At 65.1% G+C, this 21139-nt stretch carries 17 protein-coding genes; 13 read left to right on the top strand and 4 right to left on the bottom strand.

The genetic code is table 11. From position 1 onward, the window contains the following. Window positions 1-142: 142 nt before the first annotated feature. The 7 genes from pncB to QAZ47_RS02175 all read left to right on the top strand — a co-directional run bounded on the left by pncB (window position 143) and on the right by QAZ47_RS02175 (window position 8134). Window positions 143-1447, top strand: coding sequence for a nicotinate phosphoribosyltransferase (pncB, locus tag QAZ47_RS02205; protein WP_278232356.1), 1305 nt, complete (start codon window positions 143-145; stop codon window positions 1445-1447). Window positions 1448-1645: 198 nt separating this feature from the next. Then, window positions 1646-3085: a hypothetical protein gene (locus tag QAZ47_RS02200; RefSeq protein WP_278232355.1), complete on the top strand. Its 1440-nt coding sequence runs from the start codon at window positions 1646-1648 to the stop codon at window positions 3083-3085. Between the two features lie 201 nt (window positions 3086-3286). After that, window positions 3287-4591 (top strand): ABC transporter substrate-binding protein, encoded by a 1305-nt coding sequence (locus tag QAZ47_RS02195; protein WP_278205351.1) that lies wholly within the window; start codon window positions 3287-3289, stop codon window positions 4589-4591. Window positions 4592-4847: 256 nt separating this feature from the next. After that, window positions 4848-5729: a branched-chain amino acid ABC transporter permease gene (locus QAZ47_RS02190; protein ID WP_278232354.1), complete on the top strand. Its 882-nt coding sequence runs from the start codon at window positions 4848-4850 to the stop codon at window positions 5727-5729. Then, window positions 5726-6688 (top strand): branched-chain amino acid ABC transporter permease, encoded by a 963-nt coding sequence (locus QAZ47_RS02185; protein ID WP_278232353.1) that lies wholly within the window; start codon window positions 5726-5728, stop codon window positions 6686-6688. The genes QAZ47_RS02190 and QAZ47_RS02185 overlap by 4 nt, the downstream gene beginning before the upstream one ends. Continuing rightward, window positions 6685-7413 (top strand): ABC transporter ATP-binding protein, encoded by a 729-nt coding sequence (locus QAZ47_RS02180; protein ID WP_278205347.1) that lies wholly within the window; start codon window positions 6685-6687, stop codon window positions 7411-7413. Before QAZ47_RS02185 ends, QAZ47_RS02180 begins: the two co-directional genes overlap by 4 nt. Then, a complete protein-coding gene (locus QAZ47_RS02175; protein WP_278232352.1) occupies window positions 7406-8134 on the top strand; it encodes an ABC transporter ATP-binding protein in 729 nt (242 codons plus the stop codon). Before QAZ47_RS02180 ends, QAZ47_RS02175 begins: the two co-directional genes overlap by 8 nt. Before the next feature lie 181 nt (window positions 8135-8315). Here the strand turns inward: QAZ47_RS02175 and QAZ47_RS02170 are convergent, their stop codons facing one another. Together QAZ47_RS02170 and pncA are read right to left on the bottom strand one after the other, a co-directional pair. After that, window positions 8316-9641: a sodium:proton antiporter gene (locus QAZ47_RS02170; protein WP_278232351.1), complete on the bottom strand. Its 1326-nt coding sequence runs from the start codon at window positions 9639-9641 to the stop codon at window positions 8316-8318. A 346-nt stretch (window positions 9642-9987) separates the two neighbouring features. Then, the gene (gene pncA / locus QAZ47_RS02165; RefSeq protein ID WP_278232350.1) at window positions 9988-10602 is read right to left on the bottom strand and encodes a bifunctional nicotinamidase/pyrazinamidase; all 615 of its coding nucleotides are present in this window, start codon (window positions 10600-10602) and stop codon (window positions 9988-9990) included. A gap of 233 nt (window positions 10603-10835) precedes the next feature. Between pncA and QAZ47_RS02160 the strand changes: the two genes are divergently transcribed. Genes QAZ47_RS02160 through QAZ47_RS02135 form a run of 6 tightly spaced genes read left to right on the top strand, consistent with a single transcriptional unit; the run spans window position 10836 to window position 18092 of the window. After that, entirely contained in the window at window positions 10836-11693 is an 858-nt protein-coding gene (locus tag QAZ47_RS02160) for a xanthine dehydrogenase family protein subunit M (protein WP_278232349.1), read from the top strand. Further along, on the top strand, window positions 11690-14638 hold the full coding sequence (locus QAZ47_RS02155) for a molybdopterin-dependent oxidoreductase (RefSeq protein ID WP_278232348.1): 2949 nt from the start codon (window positions 11690-11692) through the stop codon (window positions 14636-14638). Before QAZ47_RS02160 ends, QAZ47_RS02155 begins: the two co-directional genes overlap by 4 nt. Then, window positions 14635-16179 carry a 6-hydroxynicotinate reductase gene (locus tag QAZ47_RS02150; protein ID WP_278232347.1) on the top strand — a complete coding sequence of 515 codons (1545 nt, stop codon included), beginning with the start codon at window positions 14635-14637 and terminating at the stop codon, window positions 16177-16179. The genes QAZ47_RS02155 and QAZ47_RS02150 overlap by 4 nt, the downstream gene beginning before the upstream one ends. Then, complete coding sequence (locus QAZ47_RS02145; protein WP_278232346.1) at window positions 16176-17057, top strand: UPF0280 family protein; 882 nt, start codon at window positions 16176-16178, stop codon at window positions 17055-17057. Before QAZ47_RS02150 ends, QAZ47_RS02145 begins: the two co-directional genes overlap by 4 nt. After that, the gene (locus tag QAZ47_RS02140) at window positions 17050-17634 is read left to right on the top strand and encodes an amino acid synthesis family protein (protein WP_278205338.1); all 585 of its coding nucleotides are present in this window, start codon (window positions 17050-17052) and stop codon (window positions 17632-17634) included. Before QAZ47_RS02145 ends, QAZ47_RS02140 begins: the two co-directional genes overlap by 8 nt. Continuing rightward, entirely contained in the window at window positions 17631-18092 is a 462-nt protein-coding gene (locus tag QAZ47_RS02135; RefSeq protein ID WP_278207768.1) for a MarR family transcriptional regulator, read from the top strand. The genes QAZ47_RS02140 and QAZ47_RS02135 overlap by 4 nt, the downstream gene beginning before the upstream one ends. A gap of 38 nt (window positions 18093-18130) precedes the next feature. On the opposite strand, the gene QAZ47_RS02130 is transcribed toward QAZ47_RS02135, so the two are convergent. Together QAZ47_RS02130 and QAZ47_RS02125 are read right to left on the bottom strand one after the other, a co-directional pair. Then, the gene (locus QAZ47_RS02130) at window positions 18131-18895 is read right to left on the bottom strand and encodes a phosphatase PAP2 family protein (RefSeq protein WP_278232345.1); all 765 of its coding nucleotides are present in this window, start codon (window positions 18893-18895) and stop codon (window positions 18131-18133) included. A gap of 544 nt (window positions 18896-19439) precedes the next feature. Next, complete coding sequence (locus tag QAZ47_RS02125; RefSeq protein WP_278232344.1) at window positions 19440-21137, bottom strand: hydantoinase B/oxoprolinase family protein; 1698 nt, start codon at window positions 21135-21137, stop codon at window positions 19440-19442. Window positions 21138-21139: the final 2 nt, after the last annotated feature.

Below are 21139 nucleotides of genomic sequence, written 5' to 3'. Positions count from 1 at the left end.
TCGGGCCAGCTTGCAAAGCGGGCAGCGCTTGCAAAAATTCAATGCTATGAGGCAGTCGGCTTAAAACGAAGGCCGGAAGAATGTCGCCTGAGGCGGTTTCGGCGCGACCCTTTCGGAGCAAGCAGCGAAGGCGGCAGCAAGTATGGCAAAGACCGATATAGCGCGGCGCGTCTACAACCACACCTGGAAGCTCGACCCGATCGTCCGCAGCCTGCTGGACACCGATTTCTACAAGCTTCTGATGCTGCAGATGATCTGGGGCATGTACCCCAAGGTCGACGCCACTTTCACGCTGATCAACCGCACCGCTTCTGTGCGCCTGGCCGACGAGATCGACGAAGGCGAATTGCGCGAGCAGCTCGACCACGCCCGCACCTTGCGTTTCACCAAGAAGGAAATGATCTGGCTGGGCGGCAACACCTTTTATGGCCGCAAGCAGATCTTCGAGCCGGAATTCCTGGCATGGCTGGAGGATTTCCGGCTGCCCGACTACGAGCTCACCAAGCGCGACGGCCAGTACGAACTGTCCTTCCCCGGTCCCTGGATGTACACCACGCTCTGGGAGATCCCGGCTTTAGCCATCATCAACGAGTTGCGCTCGCGCGCCGCGCTGCGCTCCTTCGGTCCGTTCGCGCTTGACGTGCTTTACGCCCGCGCCAAGGCCAAGATGTGGGACAAGACCGAGCGGCTGAAAGCGCTGCCCGGCATCCGCATTTCCGATTTCGGTACGCGCCGCCGCCACTCTTTCCTGTGGCAGCGCTGGTGCGTCGAGGCGCTGAAGGAAGGCATCGGCGACGCCTTCACCGGCACCTCCAACGTGCTTCTGGCCATGGACAACGACCTCGAGGCGCTCGGCACCAACGCGCATGAACTGCCGATGGTGTTCGCGGCACTCGCCAATTCCGAGGAAGAGCTGCGGCAGGCGCCTTACAAGGTGCTGCAGGACTGGCAGCGCTACTATGGCGGCAATCTCCTGATCGTGCTGCCCGACACCTTCGGCACCGCTGCGTTCCTGCGCGATGCGCCGGACTGGATCGCCGACTGGACCGGCTTTCGCCCCGACAGCGCGCCGCCGATCGAAGGCGGCGAGAAGATCCTCTCCTGGTGGCGCGAGAAGGGCAAGGACCCGAAGCAGAAGCTGCTCATCTTCTCCGACGGGCTCGAGGTCGAGACCATCGAGGAGGCCTATCGTCACTTCAGGGGCAAGGTGCGCATGTCCTTCGGCTGGGGCACCAACCTCACCAACGATTTCGAAGGCTGCGCGCCGACCGAGACCAAGAGCCTCGACGCCATCTCGCTGGTCTGCAAGGTCAGCGAGGCCAATGGCCGCCCGGCGGTGAAGCTCTCCGACAACCCGGCCAAGGCCACGGGGGACGAGAAGGAGATCAAACGCTATTTGCGCATCTTCGGCGAGAAGGGGCGGGTGGAGCAGTTGGTGAAGGTGTGAGGGTAGCCGGTGCTTCGGCATCGCCCACGCGAGACGGCAAAGTTGGATAGGCTGAGTTCCTTCGCGCCCCCCTCTGTCCTGCCGGACATCTCCCCCACAAGGGGGGAGATTGAGCCCTCTTCATCGCTTTCGCCAATCTCCAACGTTGCAAGAAAAGCGCCGGCGCTGAAACCGCCAATCTCCCCCCAAGTGGGGGAGATGTCCGGCAGGACAGAGGGGGGCGCCGTAGAGCGCCTACCTTGGGGGTTAGCCTTAGCAGCCACCATCCTCGCCCTCCACCCCACCGCCGCCCTCGCCCACGCCTCCGACCGTGGCCACGTGCTGCTTCTTCCGACGGGCTACTATATCGCCGGCGGCGCTCTTGCCGTGGCCGTCAGCTTCCTAGCGCTGGCGCTGCTGCCGCCCGCTGCCCTCGACCGCTTCTGGCGCAAGCGCCTATCCCTGTTCGCCTTCGGCGACGGCCTGCGCGCCATCGTCAGCCTATTTTCCTTTGCCGGCTTCGCCCTGCTGATCGCCGCCGGCCTGTTCGGCAGCCGCGACCCGCTGTCCAACCCGCTGCCGCTCGTCGTCTGGACGCTGCTCTGGGCCGGCTTCACGCTGCTGCACGGAATCTTCGGCGATCTCTGGTCTTGGCTCAATCCGTGGTACGGACCTTGGCGCGTCGTGAGCCGGCTTGCCGGCAAACGCGGGAGCGAAACCTGGCCCGCGAGCCTGCCGCCATGGCTCGGCTTCTGGCCGGCCTTTGTGCTGTTCTTCGCCTTCGCCTGGTTCGAGCTGATCGACCCGGCGCCCGACGATCCCGCGCGATTGGCTGCGGCCGCCGGCCTCTACTGGCTGATCAGCTTCCTCGCCATGCTCCTTTTCGGCTACGGCGACTGGAGCCGGCGCGGCGAATTCCTGAGCGTCTTCTTCTCGATGGTCGCCTGCTTTGCACTTTTCGAGCGTAGCGAAGGCCGGCTGAGGCTCTGCTGGCCCGGAGCGAAACTGCTCTCTGCCGAGCCGTTGCCGCCAAGCGGAACGGCCTTCCTCTTGCTGGCGCTGTCCTCCGTATCCTTCGACGGCCTATCGAAGACCTTTTTCTGGCTGGGCCTGTTCGGCATCAATCCGCTGGGATTTCCGGGCCGCACCGCGCTGATCGGCATCGGCAGCCTCGGCCTCGTGCTCTCCTTCGTCCTGCTTGCGGCCGTGTTCGCCCTTGCCATCTTTCTCGGCTTGCGTCTTGCCGGCGACGAACATTCATTCCGGGAAACTGCCGGCCTGCTGGTGTGGTCGATCGTACCGATCGCGCTCGCCTACCACATCGCGCATTACCTGACGGTGCTGCTCGTCGACGGCCAGTACGCGCTGGTCGCCTTGTCCGATCCCTTCGCGCTCGGCTGGAACCTGTTCGGCACCGCCGATTGGATGGTCGAGGCGGGCGTCGTCGCCGGTGCGGAGTCGGCCTGGTGGCTGTGGAACCTGCAGGCCGGCGTCATCATCGCCGGCCATGTGCTTGCTGTCCTGGTCGCGCATGGCCTCGCCTGGCGTCTTCACCCGCAACCGTCGCGTGCCGCGCTGAGCCAGTTCCCGCTGACGCTTCTGATGATCGCCTACACGATATTCGGTCTATGGCTGCTTGCCACGCCGACGGCGGGATGAGACAAGGGCGCCTCTTGCTACGCAACTCCGGACGGAAGCCGCCACATACTTTTCCTGGAATTGCTTGCCGTCGGGGAAGCTCGCTTGCCACGTCATGGCTTTGGTGATTTAGTTTGTACACATGCAATTTTCGCGTCCTCCGAGCGAGGAGGATCGAGCCGCCTTATCGCTGGTCAAAGCTGAAAAAACAGGGGAACGGACATGGCTGACAAGAACGGATTTTTCGACCTCTCCAAGACCACGCTTTCGCGCCGCGCCGCGCTGAAGGGCATGGCCGCCGGCGCCGGCCTGGCGCTGGCGCCCGGCTTCGTCCGCTATAGCCAGGCGCAGAGCTCGGCGCCGATCAAGATCGGCTTCCAGTCGCATCGCACCGGCATCGGCGCCGCCTATGGCCGCTGGTACGAGAAGACGAGCGCCGCCGCCGTCAAGGCGATCAACGACGCCGGCGGCATCGGCGGCCGCAAGGTCGAGCTGGTCATCGAGGACGACGGCACAGATCCCGCCCGCGGCGCCGAGGTGGTCGGCAAGTTCGCCAAGCAGCACAAGACCGACATCGTCTTCGGCACGCTGTTCTCGCACGTCGTGATCGGCTCGGCGCCGGCCGCCGGCGAGAACAAGATCCCCTATTTCGTCGTCAGCGAAGGCCACCACGTCGCTTCGACCAAGCTCAACCGCTACGTCTTCCAGCCTGGTATCACCGACGTGAAGAGTCAGATCCAGGCGATGGCGCCGTGGATCGCCGCCAACGCCGGCAAGAAGGTGACGCAGATCTTCCCCGACTTCGCCTTCGGCTATGACCATCGCGACTACCTGCCGCCTGCGCTCAAGGCGCAAGGCGCCGACGTGATCGCGCAGATCGCCATTCCGCCGACGGAGTCGTCCTTCACCAAATACTTCCCCCAGATCCCGGCCGAGACGGAAGTCATCTACCATGTCATGGTCGGCCCGGCCGTGCTTACTTTCGTCAAGGAGCTCGGTGAGTTCTATGGCTCGCAAAGGCCACAGCTTTTCGGCTTCATCGACTCGCTCGAAGCCGTCGACATCAACAGTCCCGGCCTCGAATTCCTCGACGGCAGCCATTTCTGGGAAGGCTCGCCGCGCTATGCGCAGCCTGACGATTCAGCCGCCCAGAAAGCCTATCGCGCCGCCGTCGGCATCGACGATAACGGCGCCGCTGTCGGCGACCCCAAGGACGTCTCCACCGCCGCCCACATGTTCGGCTGCTGGGAGACGCTCTACGTCGTCAAGAAGGCGATGGAGGACGCCGGCTACAAGGGACCGGAAGACCGCGCCAAGCTGGTCGAGGCGACCGAGGCGCTGAAGGAATTTGCCGAAGGCCCGGAACATCCGCAAGGCCCCAAGACGTTCAACGGCAAGATCCACCAGTGCTTTGGCATCCAGAACATCTCCAAGGTCGAAGGCGGCAGGTTGAATGTCGTCCACAAGACCAAGATCGAGGACGGCCTCTACGAGCCGGAAGGGGACTACACGACGCAGGCGCTTTAGGCTTGGCCATCCTGACGAGCGTGGCCGCCAAGCCACCCCCCTTTGTCCTGCCGGACATCTCCCCCTCAAGGGGGGAGATCGGATTTCGCCGCGGGTTTCGCCAACCACCAACGACGGCAGATGGTCGCCTTCGCAGGAACTGCCAATCTCCCCCCTTGAGGGGGAGATGCCCGGTCCACCCTCCGAAGCTGCTGCGCAGCTGCTGCGGAGGACGGGCAGGGCAGAGGGGGGTGCCTCGCGCATCCGTTCGCGTGTAATGCACTTCGGACCCCATCTCCTGCTCGCCGCCCTCGAAGGCCTCGTCACCTCGGCCGTATTGGCGCTGACGGCGCTTGGCCTGTCGCTGGTGTTCGGCGTCATGCGCATCGTCAATGTCGCCCATGGCGAGTTCTTCATGCTGGGCGCGGTCCTCGCCTGGGCGATCTCGACCGCGATCCCCGGCCATCCGGCGATCGGCTTCGTCGCAGCGCTGGTGATCGCGCCCTTGCTGGTCGGACTGGTCGCGTTTCTTTCTGAATGGCTGGTGCTGCGCCGGCTGAACTACAATCCCGAAAGCACCATCGTCGCCACCATCGGCATGCTTTACATCATCCAGCAGCTTGCGCTGACCTTCTACGGACCGGAAGCGCGCCCCGTGGAACCGCCCTTCAGCTACCGCATTCTTTTGCCGTGGTTCGGCTATTCCGGCTATAAGCTCTCGGTGGTCGCGGCCTCCGCCGTTCTGCTGGTGATCACCTGGCTGGTGCTGACACGGACCAAGATCGGCCTGATCATGCGCGCCACGCAATATGACCGCGAGACGGCCCAGGCCTTTGGCATCCCGGTCGAGCGCGTCTATGCCGGCGTCTTCGCCGTCGGCGCCATGCTGGCGGCAATCGCCGCGGTGCTGATCGTGCCGATCAGCCAGGCGCATTACCTGATGGGGCAGGACCCGCTGTTGTTGTCCTTCATCGTCGTCATCATCGGCGGGCTCGGCTCGCTGCGCGGCACCGTCGTCGCCGCCATCCTGATCGGCCTCTCCGACGGCATCGTCTCGATGTTCTTCTCGCCGACTTTGGCCAAGATCATCGCCACGCTGGTGGTCGTCATGGTGTTGGTGTTCAGGCCGCAGGGGTTGTTCGGGACGACGCAGCGATGAGGGATGCTTCACCGGCAAAGACCTACGCCCTGCATATCGGCGTCATCGCGCTTCTGTTTGCGCTGAACTTCGTCTTGCCGGACTACCACCAGGGCCTCTTTGCCCGCATCATGGCGCTCGCCGTTTTCGCCATGGGCTACAATCTGCTCTTTGGCTATGTCGGCCTGCTCAGCCTCGGCCATGCGATGTTCTTTTCGGCCGGCCTCTATGGCGCCGGGCTGACCGTCTATCATCTCGGCTGGGGTGTGCCGGAAGCTTTCCTTGTCGGGATCGTCTGCGGCGCCCTGCTCGCCCTGGTCATCGGCCTGCTGGCGCTGCGCACTTCAGGTGTGGCCTTCATGATCGTCACCATGATGTTCGCGCAGGTTTTCTATCTGCTCATCCTCTATTTCGCGGCCTGGACCGGCGGCGACCAGGGCCTGGTCGTTCAGCAGGCGTCGCGCACGCTCAACCTCGGCGGCGCGTCGCTCGACTTGACCAATCCGACCGTGCGCTACATGAGCGCTCTGGCGCTGTTTTCGGTCGTGCTGTTCATCACGCTTGCCGTCGTCCGCTCCCGCTTCGGCCGCGTGCTGGTCGCCATTCGCGAGAATGAGGAACGCACCAGGATGCTGGGCTACGACACGGTCGCCAACAAGCTCGCCGCCGTCGTTGCCTCCGGCGCCATTTGCGCCGCATCTGGCGCCGCCTATGCGCTGCTGTTCGGCTATGTCGGATCGAGCTTCGCATCGGTGCAGTATTCGATCCTGCCTTTGCTCTGGGTGCTGCTCGGCGGCGCCGCGACCACGCTCGGGCCGCTCGTCGGCACGCTGTTCATGTATTATGTCACCGACATCACCAGCGGCTTCACCTCCGCCTATCTGCTGATCGTCGGCGTGGCGCTCATCCTGCTGGTGCTGTTCTTCCCAAAGGGGATTCTGGGCAGCATCCGCCAGCGTTGGCTGGGGTGGCTGCCATGACGCCGCTGCTCACCACCAAGGGCCTGTCGCGTCATTTCGGCGGCCTGCGCGCCGTCGACGGCGTCGACTTCGCGCTGATCCCGGGCGAGATCCGCGCCATCATCGGCCCCAACGGCGCCGGCAAGACTACCTTCGTCAGCCTGCTCAGCGGTCGCATCCGGCCGTCGGCCGGCATGATCGTCTTCGATGGCGCCGATATCACGACCATGCCGGCTTACAAAAGGGTTCGCCTCGGCGTCGCCTACACCTTCCAGATCACCAGCGTCTTCGCCAACCTCACGGCATTCGACAATGTCGCGCTGCCGGTGCAGCGCACGCTGACCGACGGCCGCTCGAGGGGACAGGTGAGGGCCGGCGTCATGGCGGCGCTGGGGCGCACCGGCCTCGCCGACCGGGCAGGCACGCTGGCCGCGCACCTTTCCTACGGCCATCAGCGTCTGCTCGAAGTGGCCATGGGCTTGGCGCTGAAGCCGCGCCTGCTGATCCTCGACGAGCCGACGCAAGGCCTGGCCGACAGCGAGATCGACAATTTCACCGCGCTGGTACGCGAGATCGCCAAGGACGCTACGGTGCTGCTTATCGAGCACAACATGCCGGTGGTCATGCAGCTTGCCGACCGCATCACCGTCTTCAATTCGGGAAAGATCCTCGCCGAAGGCACGCCGGAACAGATCCGCGCCAACGCCGAGGTGCAAGACGCCTATCTCGGAGCGACCCATGGCTGATCCGCTCGTGGTCGATCGAAGCCTGCTCGCCATTTCCGGCCTCGACTGCTTTTATGGCGAGGTGCAGGTGCTCTACGGGCTCGACCTCGTGCTGAACAAGGGCGAGGTGCTTTGCCTGTTCGGCCGCAACGGCGCCGGCAAGACGACGACGCTGAAGGCGATCATGGGGCTGGTGCCGGCGGCGGCCGGCTCGATCGCGCTGGATGGCAAGGAATTGACCGGCCTCGCCGCGCATGACGTGCCGAAGGCCGGCGTCGCCTATGTGCCGCAGGGCAGGCGATTGTTTGCCGACATGACGGTGGCGGAAAACATCGAGATCGGCTTGATGGCGCGGGGCAGGGACAGGCAGACGCGCGAGAACGTCCTCGACCTCTTCCCGCTGCTGCGAGAGCGGCTGAAGCAGCGCTCAGGCACGCTTTCGGGCGGCGAGCAGCAGATGCTGGCGATGGCGCGCGCGCTCTGCCTCGAGCCGCAGGTGCTGTTGCTCGACGAGCCGACCGAAGGGTTGATGCCGTCGATGATCGCCAGGATCCGCGAGACGGTGGCGAAGCTGCGCGACCTCGGCGTTTCGACCATCCTGGTCGAGCAGCGCGTCGACGCCGTCCTTTCGGTCGCCGACCGCGTCTCATTCATCGAGAATGGCCGCAACCGCGAGACGGTCGATGTCGAGGAACTGCGTGTGGATCCGTCGGCGGTGCGGCGCTACGTGGGGGTTGGGTGACGAGAGGAAGGTCGGGTTCACCAGCCGGACGTTGGCGCTGCCCCTCACCCTTACCCTCTCCCGTGAAGGACGGGGAGAGGAGGGCGCTGGCGCTGGAGCTTGTCCCTTCTCCCCGTCCTTCACGGGGAGAAGGTGCCGGCAGGCGGATGAGGGGCAGCGCCGACGCGGATAGTGCTTCGCTTCACCCGAAGAACAAAAATCCCGCGATCAAAAAAATCGGGATCAGCACCAGGCCCGACCATGCCATGTAGCCGAAGAAGCCCGGCATCTTGAAGCCGCGATGCCTGGCGATGGCAAAGACCATGAAGTTCGGCGCGTTGCCGATATAGGTATTGGCGCCCATGAACACGGCGCCCGCCGAGATCGCGGCGAGCGTCGAGGCGGCCTCCGTCATCAGGTGCTTCGCATCGCCGCCGGCAAGCTCGAAGAACACCAGATAGGTCGGCGCGTTGTCGAGGAAGGACGACAGCGCGCCGGTCAGCCAGAAATAGGCGAGGTCGTTGGGCTGGCCGTCGGCCGAGGTGACCAGCGCGACCAGCGGCGCCATCGCGCCGTCGTGCCCGGCCCTCAGCATGGCGACGACCGGCACGATGCAGATGAAGATGCCGGCAAAGAGTTTCGCCACTTCGGCGATGGGGCCCCAACTGAACCCGTTCGCTTCGCGGTGGCTCTTGTACGAGACTTTGAGCGACAAAAAGGCCAGCGCCAGGATGATGGCGTCGCGCACCAGGTTCTGCAGTTCCAGAGCGACGCCGAAGACGGAAAAGCTCACGCCGGGCTTCCAGCTCGCCGAAAGCAGGATCGCGCCGATGACGCCGGCAAGCAGCGGCAGGTTGGCCAGCCCGCGCAGGCGCACCTCCGTGTCCGGCGTCGGGTCCTTGATTTTCGGCATGCCGGCCTCGCGGCGATGCAGGACGATGTCGAGCATGAGGAAGATGAGCAGCACCAGTCCGCCGACGAACAGCGTGTCGGGCAGGATGTGTATCGTCGTCCAGAAAAAATCGACGCCGCGCAGGAAGCCGACGAACAGCGGCGGGTCACCGAGCGGCGTCAGCGAGCCGCCGATATTGGACACCAGGAAGATGAAGAAGATCACCACATGGGCGTTGAACGGCCGGTTGTCGTTGGCGCGCAGGATCGGCCGGATCAGGATCATCGAGGCGCCGGTGGTGCCAATGACCGAGGCAAGGATCGCGCCGATGAGCAGCAGGCCGGCATTGACCAGCGGCGTGCCGTGGATGTTGCCGGCAACGAGGATGCCGCCGGAAATGGTGAACAGCGCGAACAACAAGATGATAAAGGAGAGATACTCGGTGAGCAGCGTGTGCAGCACCGCTTCACCAGCCGCCGGAATGCCGAAGGCGACCGCCAGCGGAACCACGACAAAAGTCGCCCAGGCGGCGGTGATCTTGCCATAGTGGTGCTCCCACACATGCGGGAAAAGCAGCGGCCCGGTCGCGATCGACAAAAGCAGGCCCGCAAAAGGCAGCGCCCACCAGAGCGACATCGCGGCGCCGGGCAGCGCGTCGTGAGCCTCGGCGGATAGCGCCTGTGCGGGAAGCAGCAGCGCTACGGCAAGCGCGATGAAGGGTGAGAAAAGCCCCCTCGACCGGCTGCTCCGCGCCTTCCCTTCTCCCCTTGTGGGAGAAGGTGGATCGGCGCGATAGCGCCGAGACGGATGAGGGGTGCTCCAGCGGAGTGAGACGCTGGCGTTCCCTGGAACCCCCCTCATCCGTCGCCTTCGGCGACACCTTCTCCCACAAGGGGAGAAGGGGGAGCCCGCATCCCGGCGCCGCAAACTGGCGACATCCTCGCCCCACGCGGAAGGTATCCTCGCCTGCCCCACCGGCGGATCAGTCCGCCAAATGGTCTTCGAGCGTCACGCCAGCCTCGCGCATGAGCGCGATCATCGTGTCGAGCGAGCCGTTGAGGTCGATGCCGCGGCAGGCGTCGAGCCGCACGGTCGTCCTGAACCCCTGCTTCACTGCGTCGAGCGCCGAATAGGCGACGCAGTAATCGGTGGCGAGCCCAACCAGCGTGACGGCATCGATGCCGCGTTCCTTGAGATAGCCGGCAAGGCCGGTCGGCGTCGTATGATCGTTCTCGAAGAAGGCCGAATAGGAGTCGATGGCCGTGCGGAAACCCTTGCGGATCACCAGTTCCGCCTTGGTCCATGCGAGGCCCGAATGGAAATCGGAACCGAGGCTGCCCTGGATGCAGTGATCCGGCCAAAGCGTCTGCGGCCCGTAGGGCATCTCGATCGTTTCGAAGGGCTGCTTGCCGGGATGGCTGGAAGCGAAGCTCGAATGGCCGGCGGGATGCCAGTCCTGCGTCAGCACGACATGCTCGGTCCGCCGGATCAGGTCGTTGACCAGCGGCACGATCTCGTCGCCGCCGGAAACCGCCAGCGCGCCGCCAGGGCAAAAATCGTTCTGCAGATCGATGACGATGAGCGCTTCGTCGGCCATGGGCTCCCCTTCGGTTCGGCTCGGGCCCCAATCAGATGCCGCTGACGCGACCGGAGGCAGACCCTCGACCAGATGGCTGGCTGCGTCAACCTCTACAGGCATAACAAAGCCGAGGCGAGAGCCTCCGCTTTGACAATTGCGGCGAAGTTGATATCATTTGCATACGAATGAATTTGCCCACGCCCGGCGCCGGCAGGTTCCCTCGGAAAGGCCCCTTTTCGGGAAGGCAAGGCGTGATCCGTTACGCGAAACCCACCACGGTCGACGAGGCGCTCGCTCTTCTTGGCGAGGATCGCTGGCGCGTCCTCGCCGGCGGAACGGATTTCTATCCGGCGCAGGGCGCAAAGCCTTTCCGCGACAACATCCTTGACATCAATGGTCTTGCCGTGCTGCGCGGCATCGTCGAGACGGATGATCATTGGCGGATCGGCGCCCGCACCACCTGGACCGACATCGTGCGCCACCCGCTGCCGGCGGCGTTCGATGCGCTGAAGGCGGCCGCGCGCGAGGTCGGCTCCGTTCAGATCCAGAATGTCGCGTCCGTCGCCGGCAATCTCTGCAATGCCTCGCCCGCCGCCGATGGCGTGCCGGCGCTGCTGGTGCTCGAGGCGGAAGTCGAATTGCGCTCGGCGAAGGCGACCCGCCATCTGCCGCTCGGCGAATTCATCCTTGGCAATCGCCGCACGGCGCTGCGGCCCGGCGAGATGGTCACCGCCATCCGTGTCCCGAAGCCTTCCGCCGCCGGCGCGTCGGCCTTCGTCAAGCTCGGCGCGCGGCGCTATCTCGTCATCTCGATCGCCATGGCGGCAGCTCGCCTCGTGATCGCGGACGGCGCGGTCGCCGATGCGGCGATCGCCGTCGGCGCCTGCTCGGCCGTTGCCCGCCGTCTTGCCGGCGTCGAGACGGTCCTTCGCGGCCAACCCGCGACAGCCGCGCTTGCCGATGCGGTGCTGTCCGCGCCGATCGACGAACTGTCGCCAATCGGTGACGTGCGCGGCAGCGCCGAATATCGGCAGGGTGCGGGGCGCGAGATCGTTGCGCGTGCCGTGCGCGCCGCCGTCGGCCTCGGCGAAAGCAAGGTGGCGGCATGAGCATGGCCCAGCCCGGCATGGTCCAGCCTGCTATGCAGCGCGCCGACATCGCCTTCGAAGTCAACGGCGCCGCCGTCAGCGTCTCGGTGCCGCCGGTGCGGCGGCTGTCGCAGGTTCTGCGCGACGAATTGCGGCTGACGGGCACCAAGGTCGGCTGCGATGCCGGCGATTGCGGCGCCTGCACGGTGCTGCTCGACGGCGATCCCGTCTGCGCCTGCCTCGTGCCGGCGGCCTCCGTCTCCGGAGCTTCCGTCACCACGGTCGAGGGCCTTGCCAATGGCAGTCTGTCCGCCTTGCAGGCCTCGTTCCTGGAGCACGGCGCCGCGCAGTGCGGCATCTGCACGCCGGGCCTGCTGGTGGCGGCCACAGCGCTTTTGGAGCGCAACCCGTCGCCGAGCGAGGCCGAGACGCAGGATGCGCTGGGCGGTGTGCTCTGCCGCTGCACCGGGTACAGGAAGATCATCGCCGCGGTGATGGATGCTGCGAGCTTCGAGGGCGAACCGCCGAAGGTCAGCGCCGCCCCTCATCCGCCTGCCGGCACCTTCTCCCCGTATAGTGACGGGGAGAAGGAAAGCGCTTCAGCGCTGACGCTCCCCTCTCCCCGTCCTTCACGGGGAGAGGGTAAGGGTGAGGGGCAGCGCCAACCTTGCCGGCTGGACCGAGATCTTGACCATCGCTCGCCCGACGTCGGCCACGCTGTCGGCGCCTCGCCGATCCGCCTCGACGGCGTGCCGAAGGTCACCGGCGGCGAAAGATTTGGCGGCGACAGCTTCCCGGCCGATGCGCTTGCCGTGCTTGTGGTTCGCTCGCCGCACTATCATGCCCGCTTCAGCTTCGGTGACCTGTGGGCATGGGCGGACGCGCATCCCGGCATCGCCGGCGTCTTCACCGCCGCCGATATTCCGGGCAAGAACTGCTACGGTGTCATCGGGCCCTTTGCCGACCAACCAGCGCTTGCCGAGGGCTTCGTGCGCTTCCGTGGCGAGGCGGTGGCGCTGGTGGCGGGCGAGCGCGAAGCGATCCTCGATCTCGACCTGACGGACTTCCCCATCGCCTGGACGGAGCTGCCGCATCTGCTGCATCCACGCGAGGCGAAGGCCGACGGCGCCGCGCTGATCCACAAGCACCGCCCGGCAAACCTGCTCACCTCCGGCTATGTCGAACGCGGCGATCCAGACGGCGCGCTCGCCGGCGCCGCCGTGACAGCGTCCGGCACCATTGAAACCTCCTTCGTCGAGCACGCTTATATCGAGCCCGAAGCCGGCTATGCTTACATGGACGGCGACACGCTCGTTGTCGTCGCCTGCACGCAGGCTCCCTATATGGACCGCGATGACACGGCCAAGGTGCTAGGCCTGCCGGTCGACAAGGTGCGCATCGTGCCGACCGCCACGGGTGGCGGTTTCGGCTCGAAACTCGACGTCTCGCTGCAGCCCCTCATCGGCCTTGTGGCGATGAAGACTGGCCGGCCGGCGGCGCTCGCCTACACGCGCAACGAATCGATGATATCGACCACCAAGCGCCATCCCGCCGAGATGAAGGCGACCATCGGCGCCGATGCCGAAGGCCGCGTCACAGGCATGGTGTTCCAGGGCGACTTCAACACCGGCGCTTACGCCAGCTGGGGCCCGACCGTCGCCAACCGCGTGCCGGTACATGCCTCCGGCCCCTATCTGACGCCGAACTACCGCGCCGAGGGTCGCGCGATCCATACCAACGGCCCGATCGCCGGCGCCTTCCGCGGCTTCGGCGTGCCGCAGGCGACCATCATGCAGGAGACGCTCTATGACGAGCTCGCCGGCAAGCTTGGCATGGACCGACTTGATTTTCGCTTGAAGAACTGTCTTCGGAACGGCTCCGAAACGGTCACCGGTCAGCGACTGGAGTCGGGCGTCGGCATTGGCGAATGCCTGGAAGCGCTCCAACCGCACTGGTCGTGCGCGCTTGCCGAAGCGGAAGCCTTCAATGCGACCAACACGGCAAGCAAACGCGGCGTCGGCGTCGCCTCCTGCTGGTATGGCTGCGGCAACACCTCGCTGCCCAATCCATCGACCATCAAGGTCGGCATCTCGGGCTCGGGTGAGGTCATCCTGCACCAGGGCGCCGTCGACATCGGCCAGGGCTCGAACACGGTCATCACCCAGATCTGCGCCGACGCGCTCGGCCTGCCGCTGGAGAAATTCCGACTGAAGAGCGCCGACACTGCCATCACGCCCGACGCCGGCAAAACATCTGCCTCGCGCCAGACTTTTGTGACCGGCAAGGCCGCCGAAAAGGCAGGCCGCGCGCTGCGCGAAAAGATCCTGCGCTTTGCCAATGTGTCCGATCAGGCGACGATCGCGCTCGACGGCGCGAATATCTCCATCCACGAAGGCGACGCGGCGCGGCGGGTCGATCTGTCGGCGCTGAAGGCCGATGCCGACGGCTTGGTGTTCGTAGCAGAAGAAACCTATGACCCGCCGACGCTGCCGCTCGACGGTAGGGGGCAGGGCAAGCCTTATGCCGTCTATGGCTATGGCGCGCAGATCGCCGAGCTCGAGGTCGATCTCAGGCTGGGCACCGTCAAGCTGATCAAGATCACGGCCGCGCATGACGTCGGCAAGGCGATCAACCCGATGCTGGTCGAGGGCCAGATCGAGGGCGGCATCGCGCAGGGCATCGGCATGGCGCTGATGGAGGAATACATCCCCGGCCGCACCGAGAACCTGCATGACTATCTGATCCCCACCATCGGCGACGTACCGCCGATCGAGCACATTCTGGTCGAGATTCCGGATCCGGAAGGACCTTTCGGCGCCAAGGGTCTGGGCGAGCATGTGCTGATCCCGACGGCGCCGGCGATCCTCAACGCCATCCGCCATGCCACAGGCGTCTTGATCACCAAGGTGCCGGCGACGCCGAGCCGCATCCTGGCGGCGATCCTTGAAAAGGAGGCGCGCCTATGAGCGAGCTTGCCGAACGTTTCGAAACCCATGATCCCGGCGAGAAGCAGGTGGCGGAAAAAATCCGCTGCGATGCCTGCCCGGTCATGTGCTACATCGCCGACGGCCGCACCGGCGCCTGCGACCGCTACGGCAATGTCGGCGGTCGCATCGTGCGCATGGACCCGCTGACCATCCTCGACCACGCGGCCGAGACCGGCGGCGCGGTCGTGCCATTCATCGCCGAGGGCGAGGAGTGGGACGGCGAACTGGTCAACACCGGGCGCCGCTTCGTCACTGCGATCGGCGCCGGCACTACCTATCCCGACTACAAGCCGGCGCCCTTCATCGTCAGCCAGGAGGTCGAGGGCGTCGATCTCGTCACCGTCGTCACCGAAGGCATCTTCTCCTACTGCGGCGTCAAGGTGAAGATCGACACCGATCGCCACATCGGCGACGAGACGGCGACCGTGCGTTCGGAAGGCGAGGCGATCGGCCATGTGACGACGGGCGAGTACGGCTCGCAGATGCTGTCGCTCGGTGGCGTCCATCATCTGACCGGCGGCTCGAAGGCGGAGGGCCGCGCCACCTGCGATGCGCTGCTCAATCTCTGCAACAGGAAGCCCGTCGAGCTCACCATCGATGGCGGCGCCACCGTCATCGTCGAGGCCGGCAAGGCGCCGGTCATCGACGGCAAGGTCGAGCATCGCATGCGCGTCGGCTGCGGCTCGGCCACCATCGGCATGTTCGCCACGCAATGGCGCGGGCTGGTCGACGAGGTGGTGGTGGTCGACGACCACATCACCGGCGTCGTCTCCGAGCACCAGGCCGGCAAGGTGCTCGGCTGGGAAGATACGGGGATAAAAATCATCGGTCGCCGCTCGACCCCCGGCCGCTATTTCAAGGTGTCGGAGCCAGGTCTCGGCTGGGGCGGCACCACGATCTCCGATCCGCTGTCGATCCTTGGCGACTGGAACGCCAAAAAAGGTGCCCGTCCCGGCCTGTCGCTCATGATGGTGTCGACCACCGGCGAGCAGTTCGCCTATTACGAGCTCGACGAGCAGCTGAGGCCGGTCGAAAAGCCGTTCCCGGAACGGCTGCAGAAATCCGTCGGCCTGATCGAGGACAATTGCGAGCCGGCGCTATGCACCGTGCTCTTCATCGGCGGCGCCGGCGGCTCGTTGCGCGCCGGCGTCACCGAGAATCCGGTCAACCTCACCCGCTCGGTGCAGGGCCTGAAAACCTATGTGACGGTGGGCGGCGCGCCGGTCTATGTCTGGCCGGGCGGCGGCATCACACTGATGGTCGACGTCACCCGTGTGCCGGAAGGCGCCTTCGGCTATGTACCGACGCCGGCGCTGGTCGCCCCCATCGAGTTCACCATGCGCCGCGACGACTATGTCCGGCTCGGCGGCTATGAAAGCGAGATCCGCAGCGTCGGGGATATCCTCGCCAAGGGCGGCGAATACCTCAATCCGCGCCGTGGCGCCGGCGCGCCTGCCGGCAATCCCTGGCCGCCGCTGGCGCAGTTGCGCCGCGGCCGGGCCAACGGAGCCGAGGGATGAACGGCCCGCAGGCGCATTGGCTCGCCGACGGCCGGCGGCTCCATCTCAATCATGGGCCAATAGACCTGATCGTCGCAGCCTTCGGCGAGGCGGGTGAACGCCGCGCCGCCTATGCCCAGGCTGTCGAACGCTTCCAGACGATCTTGAACGAGCTGGTGGAAGAACTTCCCGAGTTGCGTCGCCCGGCGTCCCTGCGGCCGCGTACTTTCGCCGGCCCGACGGCGCGGCGCATGGAGGCGGCTGTTTCGCCGTTGGCGGAAGGCTTCATCACACCGATGGCCGCCGTCGCCGGCTCGGTAGCCGACGAAGTTCTCGGCTCGTTGCTTGCCGGACGCCGGCTCGAACGCGCTTATGTCAACAATGGCGGCGACAGCGCCATCCATCTTGCCAAGGGCCAGTCGATGGTGCTGGCGATCGCCGGCACCGGCCATGGCATGGCCGATCGCATCGTGATCCATGCCGAGGACGTCGCGCGCGGCATTGCGACCAGCGGCTGGCGCGGCCGCTCCTTTTCGCTCGGCATAGCGGATGCGGTGACTGTGCTTGCGCGGACCGGAGCCGAGGCCGATGCCGCGGCAACGCTCATCGCCAACGCCGTCGATCTGCCCGGCCATGCCGCCGTCCATCGTGTGCCGGCACGCGACCTGGCACCCGACAGCGACCTCGGCGACCGGCTGGTGACGCAAGGCGTCGGTGCGCTTGCCCCCGATGCGGTGACGCGGGCGCTGGACAACGGCCTTGCCGTCGCCGAAGATTTTCGCCGGCGCGGCTTGATTGCCGCAGCGGCGCTGTTCCTGGCGGGCCAGTCCCGTATCATTGGTTCCGTGGCGCTGGCCGCGCCCAACAAGCATAAAGCGAAGGAAACTGCCCATGCCTGACTTTCCGATCCGTAAGGTCGCGGTTCTGACCGAAGAGATTTTTCATGACGGCGGCCCTGTGGCCAAAGAGCCGCGCCGCCGCGCTGCCGCTCTCGCAGTGGTCAAGAACCCGTTCGCCGGCCGCTATGTCGAGGACCTGCAAGGCGCGATGGAGGACCTGAAGCCGCTTGGGCTCCTGCTTTCCGACAAGCTGATCGCGGCACTTGGCGGCGACGTGAAAAAGATCGACGGCTACGGCAAGGGCGCCATCGTCGGCACGGCCGGCGAGCTCGAGCACGGCGCGCTGTGGCATGTGCCGGGCGGCTATGCCATGCGCGAGCGCCTCGGCGACGCCAAGGCCATCGTGCCCTCGGCCAAGAAGGTCGGCGCCTTCGGCGCGCGGCTCGACGTGCCGCTCGGCCACATCAACGCCGCCTATGTGCGCAGCCATTTCGATGCCATGGAGGTCGGCGTCAGCGACGGGCCGCGCCCCGACGAGATCCTGTTCTGCCTCGCCATGACTTGCGGTCCGCGCGTTCATAACCGCATGGGCGGCCTCGCGGCAGAGGACATCAAGGCATGGGACGGCCTGAGATGAGCGGTGAGGACAATCTGCTGCGCCTGGTCGAAGGCGAAGAACCGGACGAAAACAACTACCATCTGCAGGACCAGGTCGGCTTCATCCTGCGCAAGGCGCATCAGCGTCATGTCGCGATCTTCGCCTCGCACATCGCCGATCTGACGCCGCCGCAATTCGCTGCCTTGGCCAAGCTTTACGATATCGGTGAGACCTCGCAGAACCAGCTGGGTGCCTTGATCGCCATGGACGCCGCCACCGTGAAGGGCGTCATCGACCGGCTGAAGGCGCGCGGGCTGGTCGAGCTTTCCAAGCACGAGGTCGACAAGCGGCGGCTGCTGGTCAATCTGACGCCGGAAGGCCGCGAGGCGATCGAGCGGCTGATCCCGCTCGCCCGCACGATCACCGAGGAGACCCTTGCGCCGCTGACAGCCAAGGAGGCCGCGACCTTCCTGCGGCTGCTGGCGAAGCTGGCTTAAAGCGTCGTCGCTCGAATCCGTTTCGACGCGACGCAGCTTTAAGGCTGCCTGCCCGATGCATCCACGGTCGTACCGGAGGCGCCGATTTTGATTTCGGCGATGCCGGCGGTGCGTCGCCAGATCACGGCGACGACCAGCATCGCGATGTAACCGTCAACGGCATAGTGCCAGCCGGTATAGAAGGAACCGAACAGGATGAGGATCGCGAACGCCCAGCCTGCCGCGCCGAGCCAGCGGTTGAGTCGTGCGAGGTAGAAAGCGTTCAGCGTGGCGACCGCCACGTGCATGCTGGGCATGGCCGAAATCCCAGAGCCAAGCGCGGGCATATCGGCCTTGTAGCTGGCAAGAAGGTAACGGGAATATTGCAGCGCAAGCTCGTTGTGCTGCCTCACCACCTTCAGAAGCTCCGCATAGCGGTCGCCGCCCAAGAATTCGTCGTAAAAGATAGGCCCGACGGAGGAGAACAGCGTTGCCAGAAGCGTTCCGACCACCATTGTGACGAGCGCAAGGGCGGTGAGATAGCGCAGGTGCACCAGCTGATTGGAGCACAGCGCCGCAAAGAACACCATGCCGAACCATTCGAGAAACCAGATCTTGGAATAGGCCGTTCCTATGAGCAGCGCCAAAGTGTCGGAATCGAATGCATGCGCGATTTGCCACGGCGCCTGACCATGCAGGAGCTCGTCGAGGTCGGCCAAGGCTTTGTCGCTATAGAAAGGCACGATGTCCGGGATGTTCACCTTGCAGGTCGTGTATGCGGCAAGCAGCAGGATGAAGACCGCCACGACGAGTGCGGCTCGCATCCCGTTCGCTCGAACCAGAGTCGCGATGAATCCGATCGGCGCTTTTGGCGAAATGATTATTGCCGCCGGGATCATCACGGCGAAGAAACAGATCGGACCCCCGACAACGAGTTCCGACAGATAGATTTGCGCAACGTCCGAGTACATCGACGGCCAGATCAGGGCCGCTCCGAGGATATAGAAGAGGCAGAGCGCGAGCAGTTTACGCGAAACACCGTCTAGTTTTGCGACATCCGCCGGCTGGCCAGACCGCGATCGCGGCAGGCTCTGCAAACTCGCATCCTCAAGCACCCCGTCGGACAAGCCCATGAACGCCCCTGCTCCGCCGGGGTTCTATTTATAGTTGCGGGCTTAATATATTCTTATCCAGTTGGGTCGGTTTGAGGGGCAAGATGACCTTTCTTCGAACTGCCATCACGCTTTATCTTGTTCCTTGAGCATGACTTTTCTAAAAGTCGCCGCCCAATCTTCGTATTTTAGAAATATGTGATTTAGATAAAATCGAATATAATGGCGCGATACCTGCAAGCCGGCCGACGGTTCGTCAACCCACGCCGAACATCTCCTGCGCCTGTTCGGGCGTATAATAGCCGAGCCGGACATCCTCGGCGATCAGCCTCGGGTCGCGTTGGCGCGGATCGCCATAGCCGCCGCCGCCCGGCGTGCCGACGCGTACGCGGTCGCCGGCCCTAAGCGCGATGTCCTGCTCCTTGGAAAGATGTGGTGGCACATGCGCTTCGCCGCCCCGAAATACGGTCACGCTGTTCGGCGCGCCGTCCTTGCCACCGAGCGCGCCCTGCGGCCCGAAGCGGCCGTGATCCATGACGAAGGAGGCGCGGGCTTCGCCCCGCAATATCTCCACCTCATAGGCAAGGCCGAAGCCGCCGCGATGCTTGCCGGCGCCGCCCGAGCCCTCGCGCAGCGCGTAGTGCCGGTAGAGAACCGGAAAAGCCTGCTCCATGATCTCGACCGGCGGCGATTTCGAAATGCCGATGGTAGAGCAGCCGTTGCTCAGGCCGTCATGGCCGGCATTGCCGCCATAGCCGCCACCCGAGATCTGGTACATCACGTAGTCGCGCCCGCGCGCCGGATCGTTGCCGCCGAGCGCGAAATTGCCGCTGGAGCCGGCGGGTGCCGCCGTCACCTTCTCCGGCAGCGCCTGCACCATCGCCGCGAACACCGCTTCCGCGATGCGCTGCGAGACCTCCGCCGCGCAGCCCGATACGGGGCGCGGATATTTCGCGTCGAGGAAGGTGCCTTCCGGCCGCTCGACGTTCAGCGGCTCGAAGGCGCCGGCGCTGATCGGCACCTCGGGAAAGATATGGCGCATGGCGAGATAGACCGACGACAGGGTCGTCGCCAGCACGCTGTTCATCGGTCCGGCGCAGGGCTTTGACGAACCGGCGAAATCGAAGGTCAGCGTGTCGCCCTTCTTCTCGATGGCCAGATTTATGGTCAGCGGCTCGTTCACCACGCCGTCGGAATCGACGAAGGCCTGCGAGCGATAGACGCCGTCCGGTATCACCGCGATCGAGGCGCGCATCTGGTCGGCGGCGCGTCGGCGCAATTCGGCGATCGCTTCGATGACGGTTTCGTCTCCGTAACGATCCAGTATTTCGTTTAGCCTGTCCTGGCCGATCAGCAACGCGGCAGCCTGCGCGCGAATATCGCCGATGCGCTGGTCGGCGACGCGGATGTTCGAGCAGATGATGGCGTAGATTTCCGGGTCGAGCACGCCCTTCTTGAACAGTTTTACCGGCGGCAGGCGCAAGCCTTCCTGCTCGACTGCGGTGGCCGACGCCGAGAAGCCGCCCGGCACAGAGCCGCCGATATCAGGCCAATGACCCGTGTTGGAAAGCCAGCAGAAAATCTTGCCGTTTCGATAGACCGGCATGACGAAACGCACATCCATCAGATGCGTGCCGCCGAGATAGGGGTCGTTGACGATATAGATGTCGCCGGGCTCCGGCGCCAGGCAACGGCCGTCGGCGATCATCTCGATCACCGTCTTGGTCGAATATTGCATGACGCCGACGAACACCGGCAGGCCCTGGCTGCCTTGCGCGATCAGCGAGCCGTCGGCCGCCGAATAGATGCCATCCGAGCGATCGTTGGCCTCGGCGATGACCGGCGAGAAGGCCGCGCGGGAAAACGTCAGATCCATCTCGTCGCAGACCTGCTGCAGCGCCGCCTGCAGCACCGAAAGCGTGATCGTGTCGAGCTTTGCCCCTTGCACTGGCATTG

The organism is Mesorhizobium sp. WSM4904, from assembly GCF_029674545.1.
GTDB lineage: Bacteria > Pseudomonadota > Alphaproteobacteria > Rhizobiales > Rhizobiaceae > Mesorhizobium.
The sequence above is the reverse complement of the archived record's forward strand: the minus strand, read 5'-3'. Positions and strand labels throughout refer to the sequence as shown.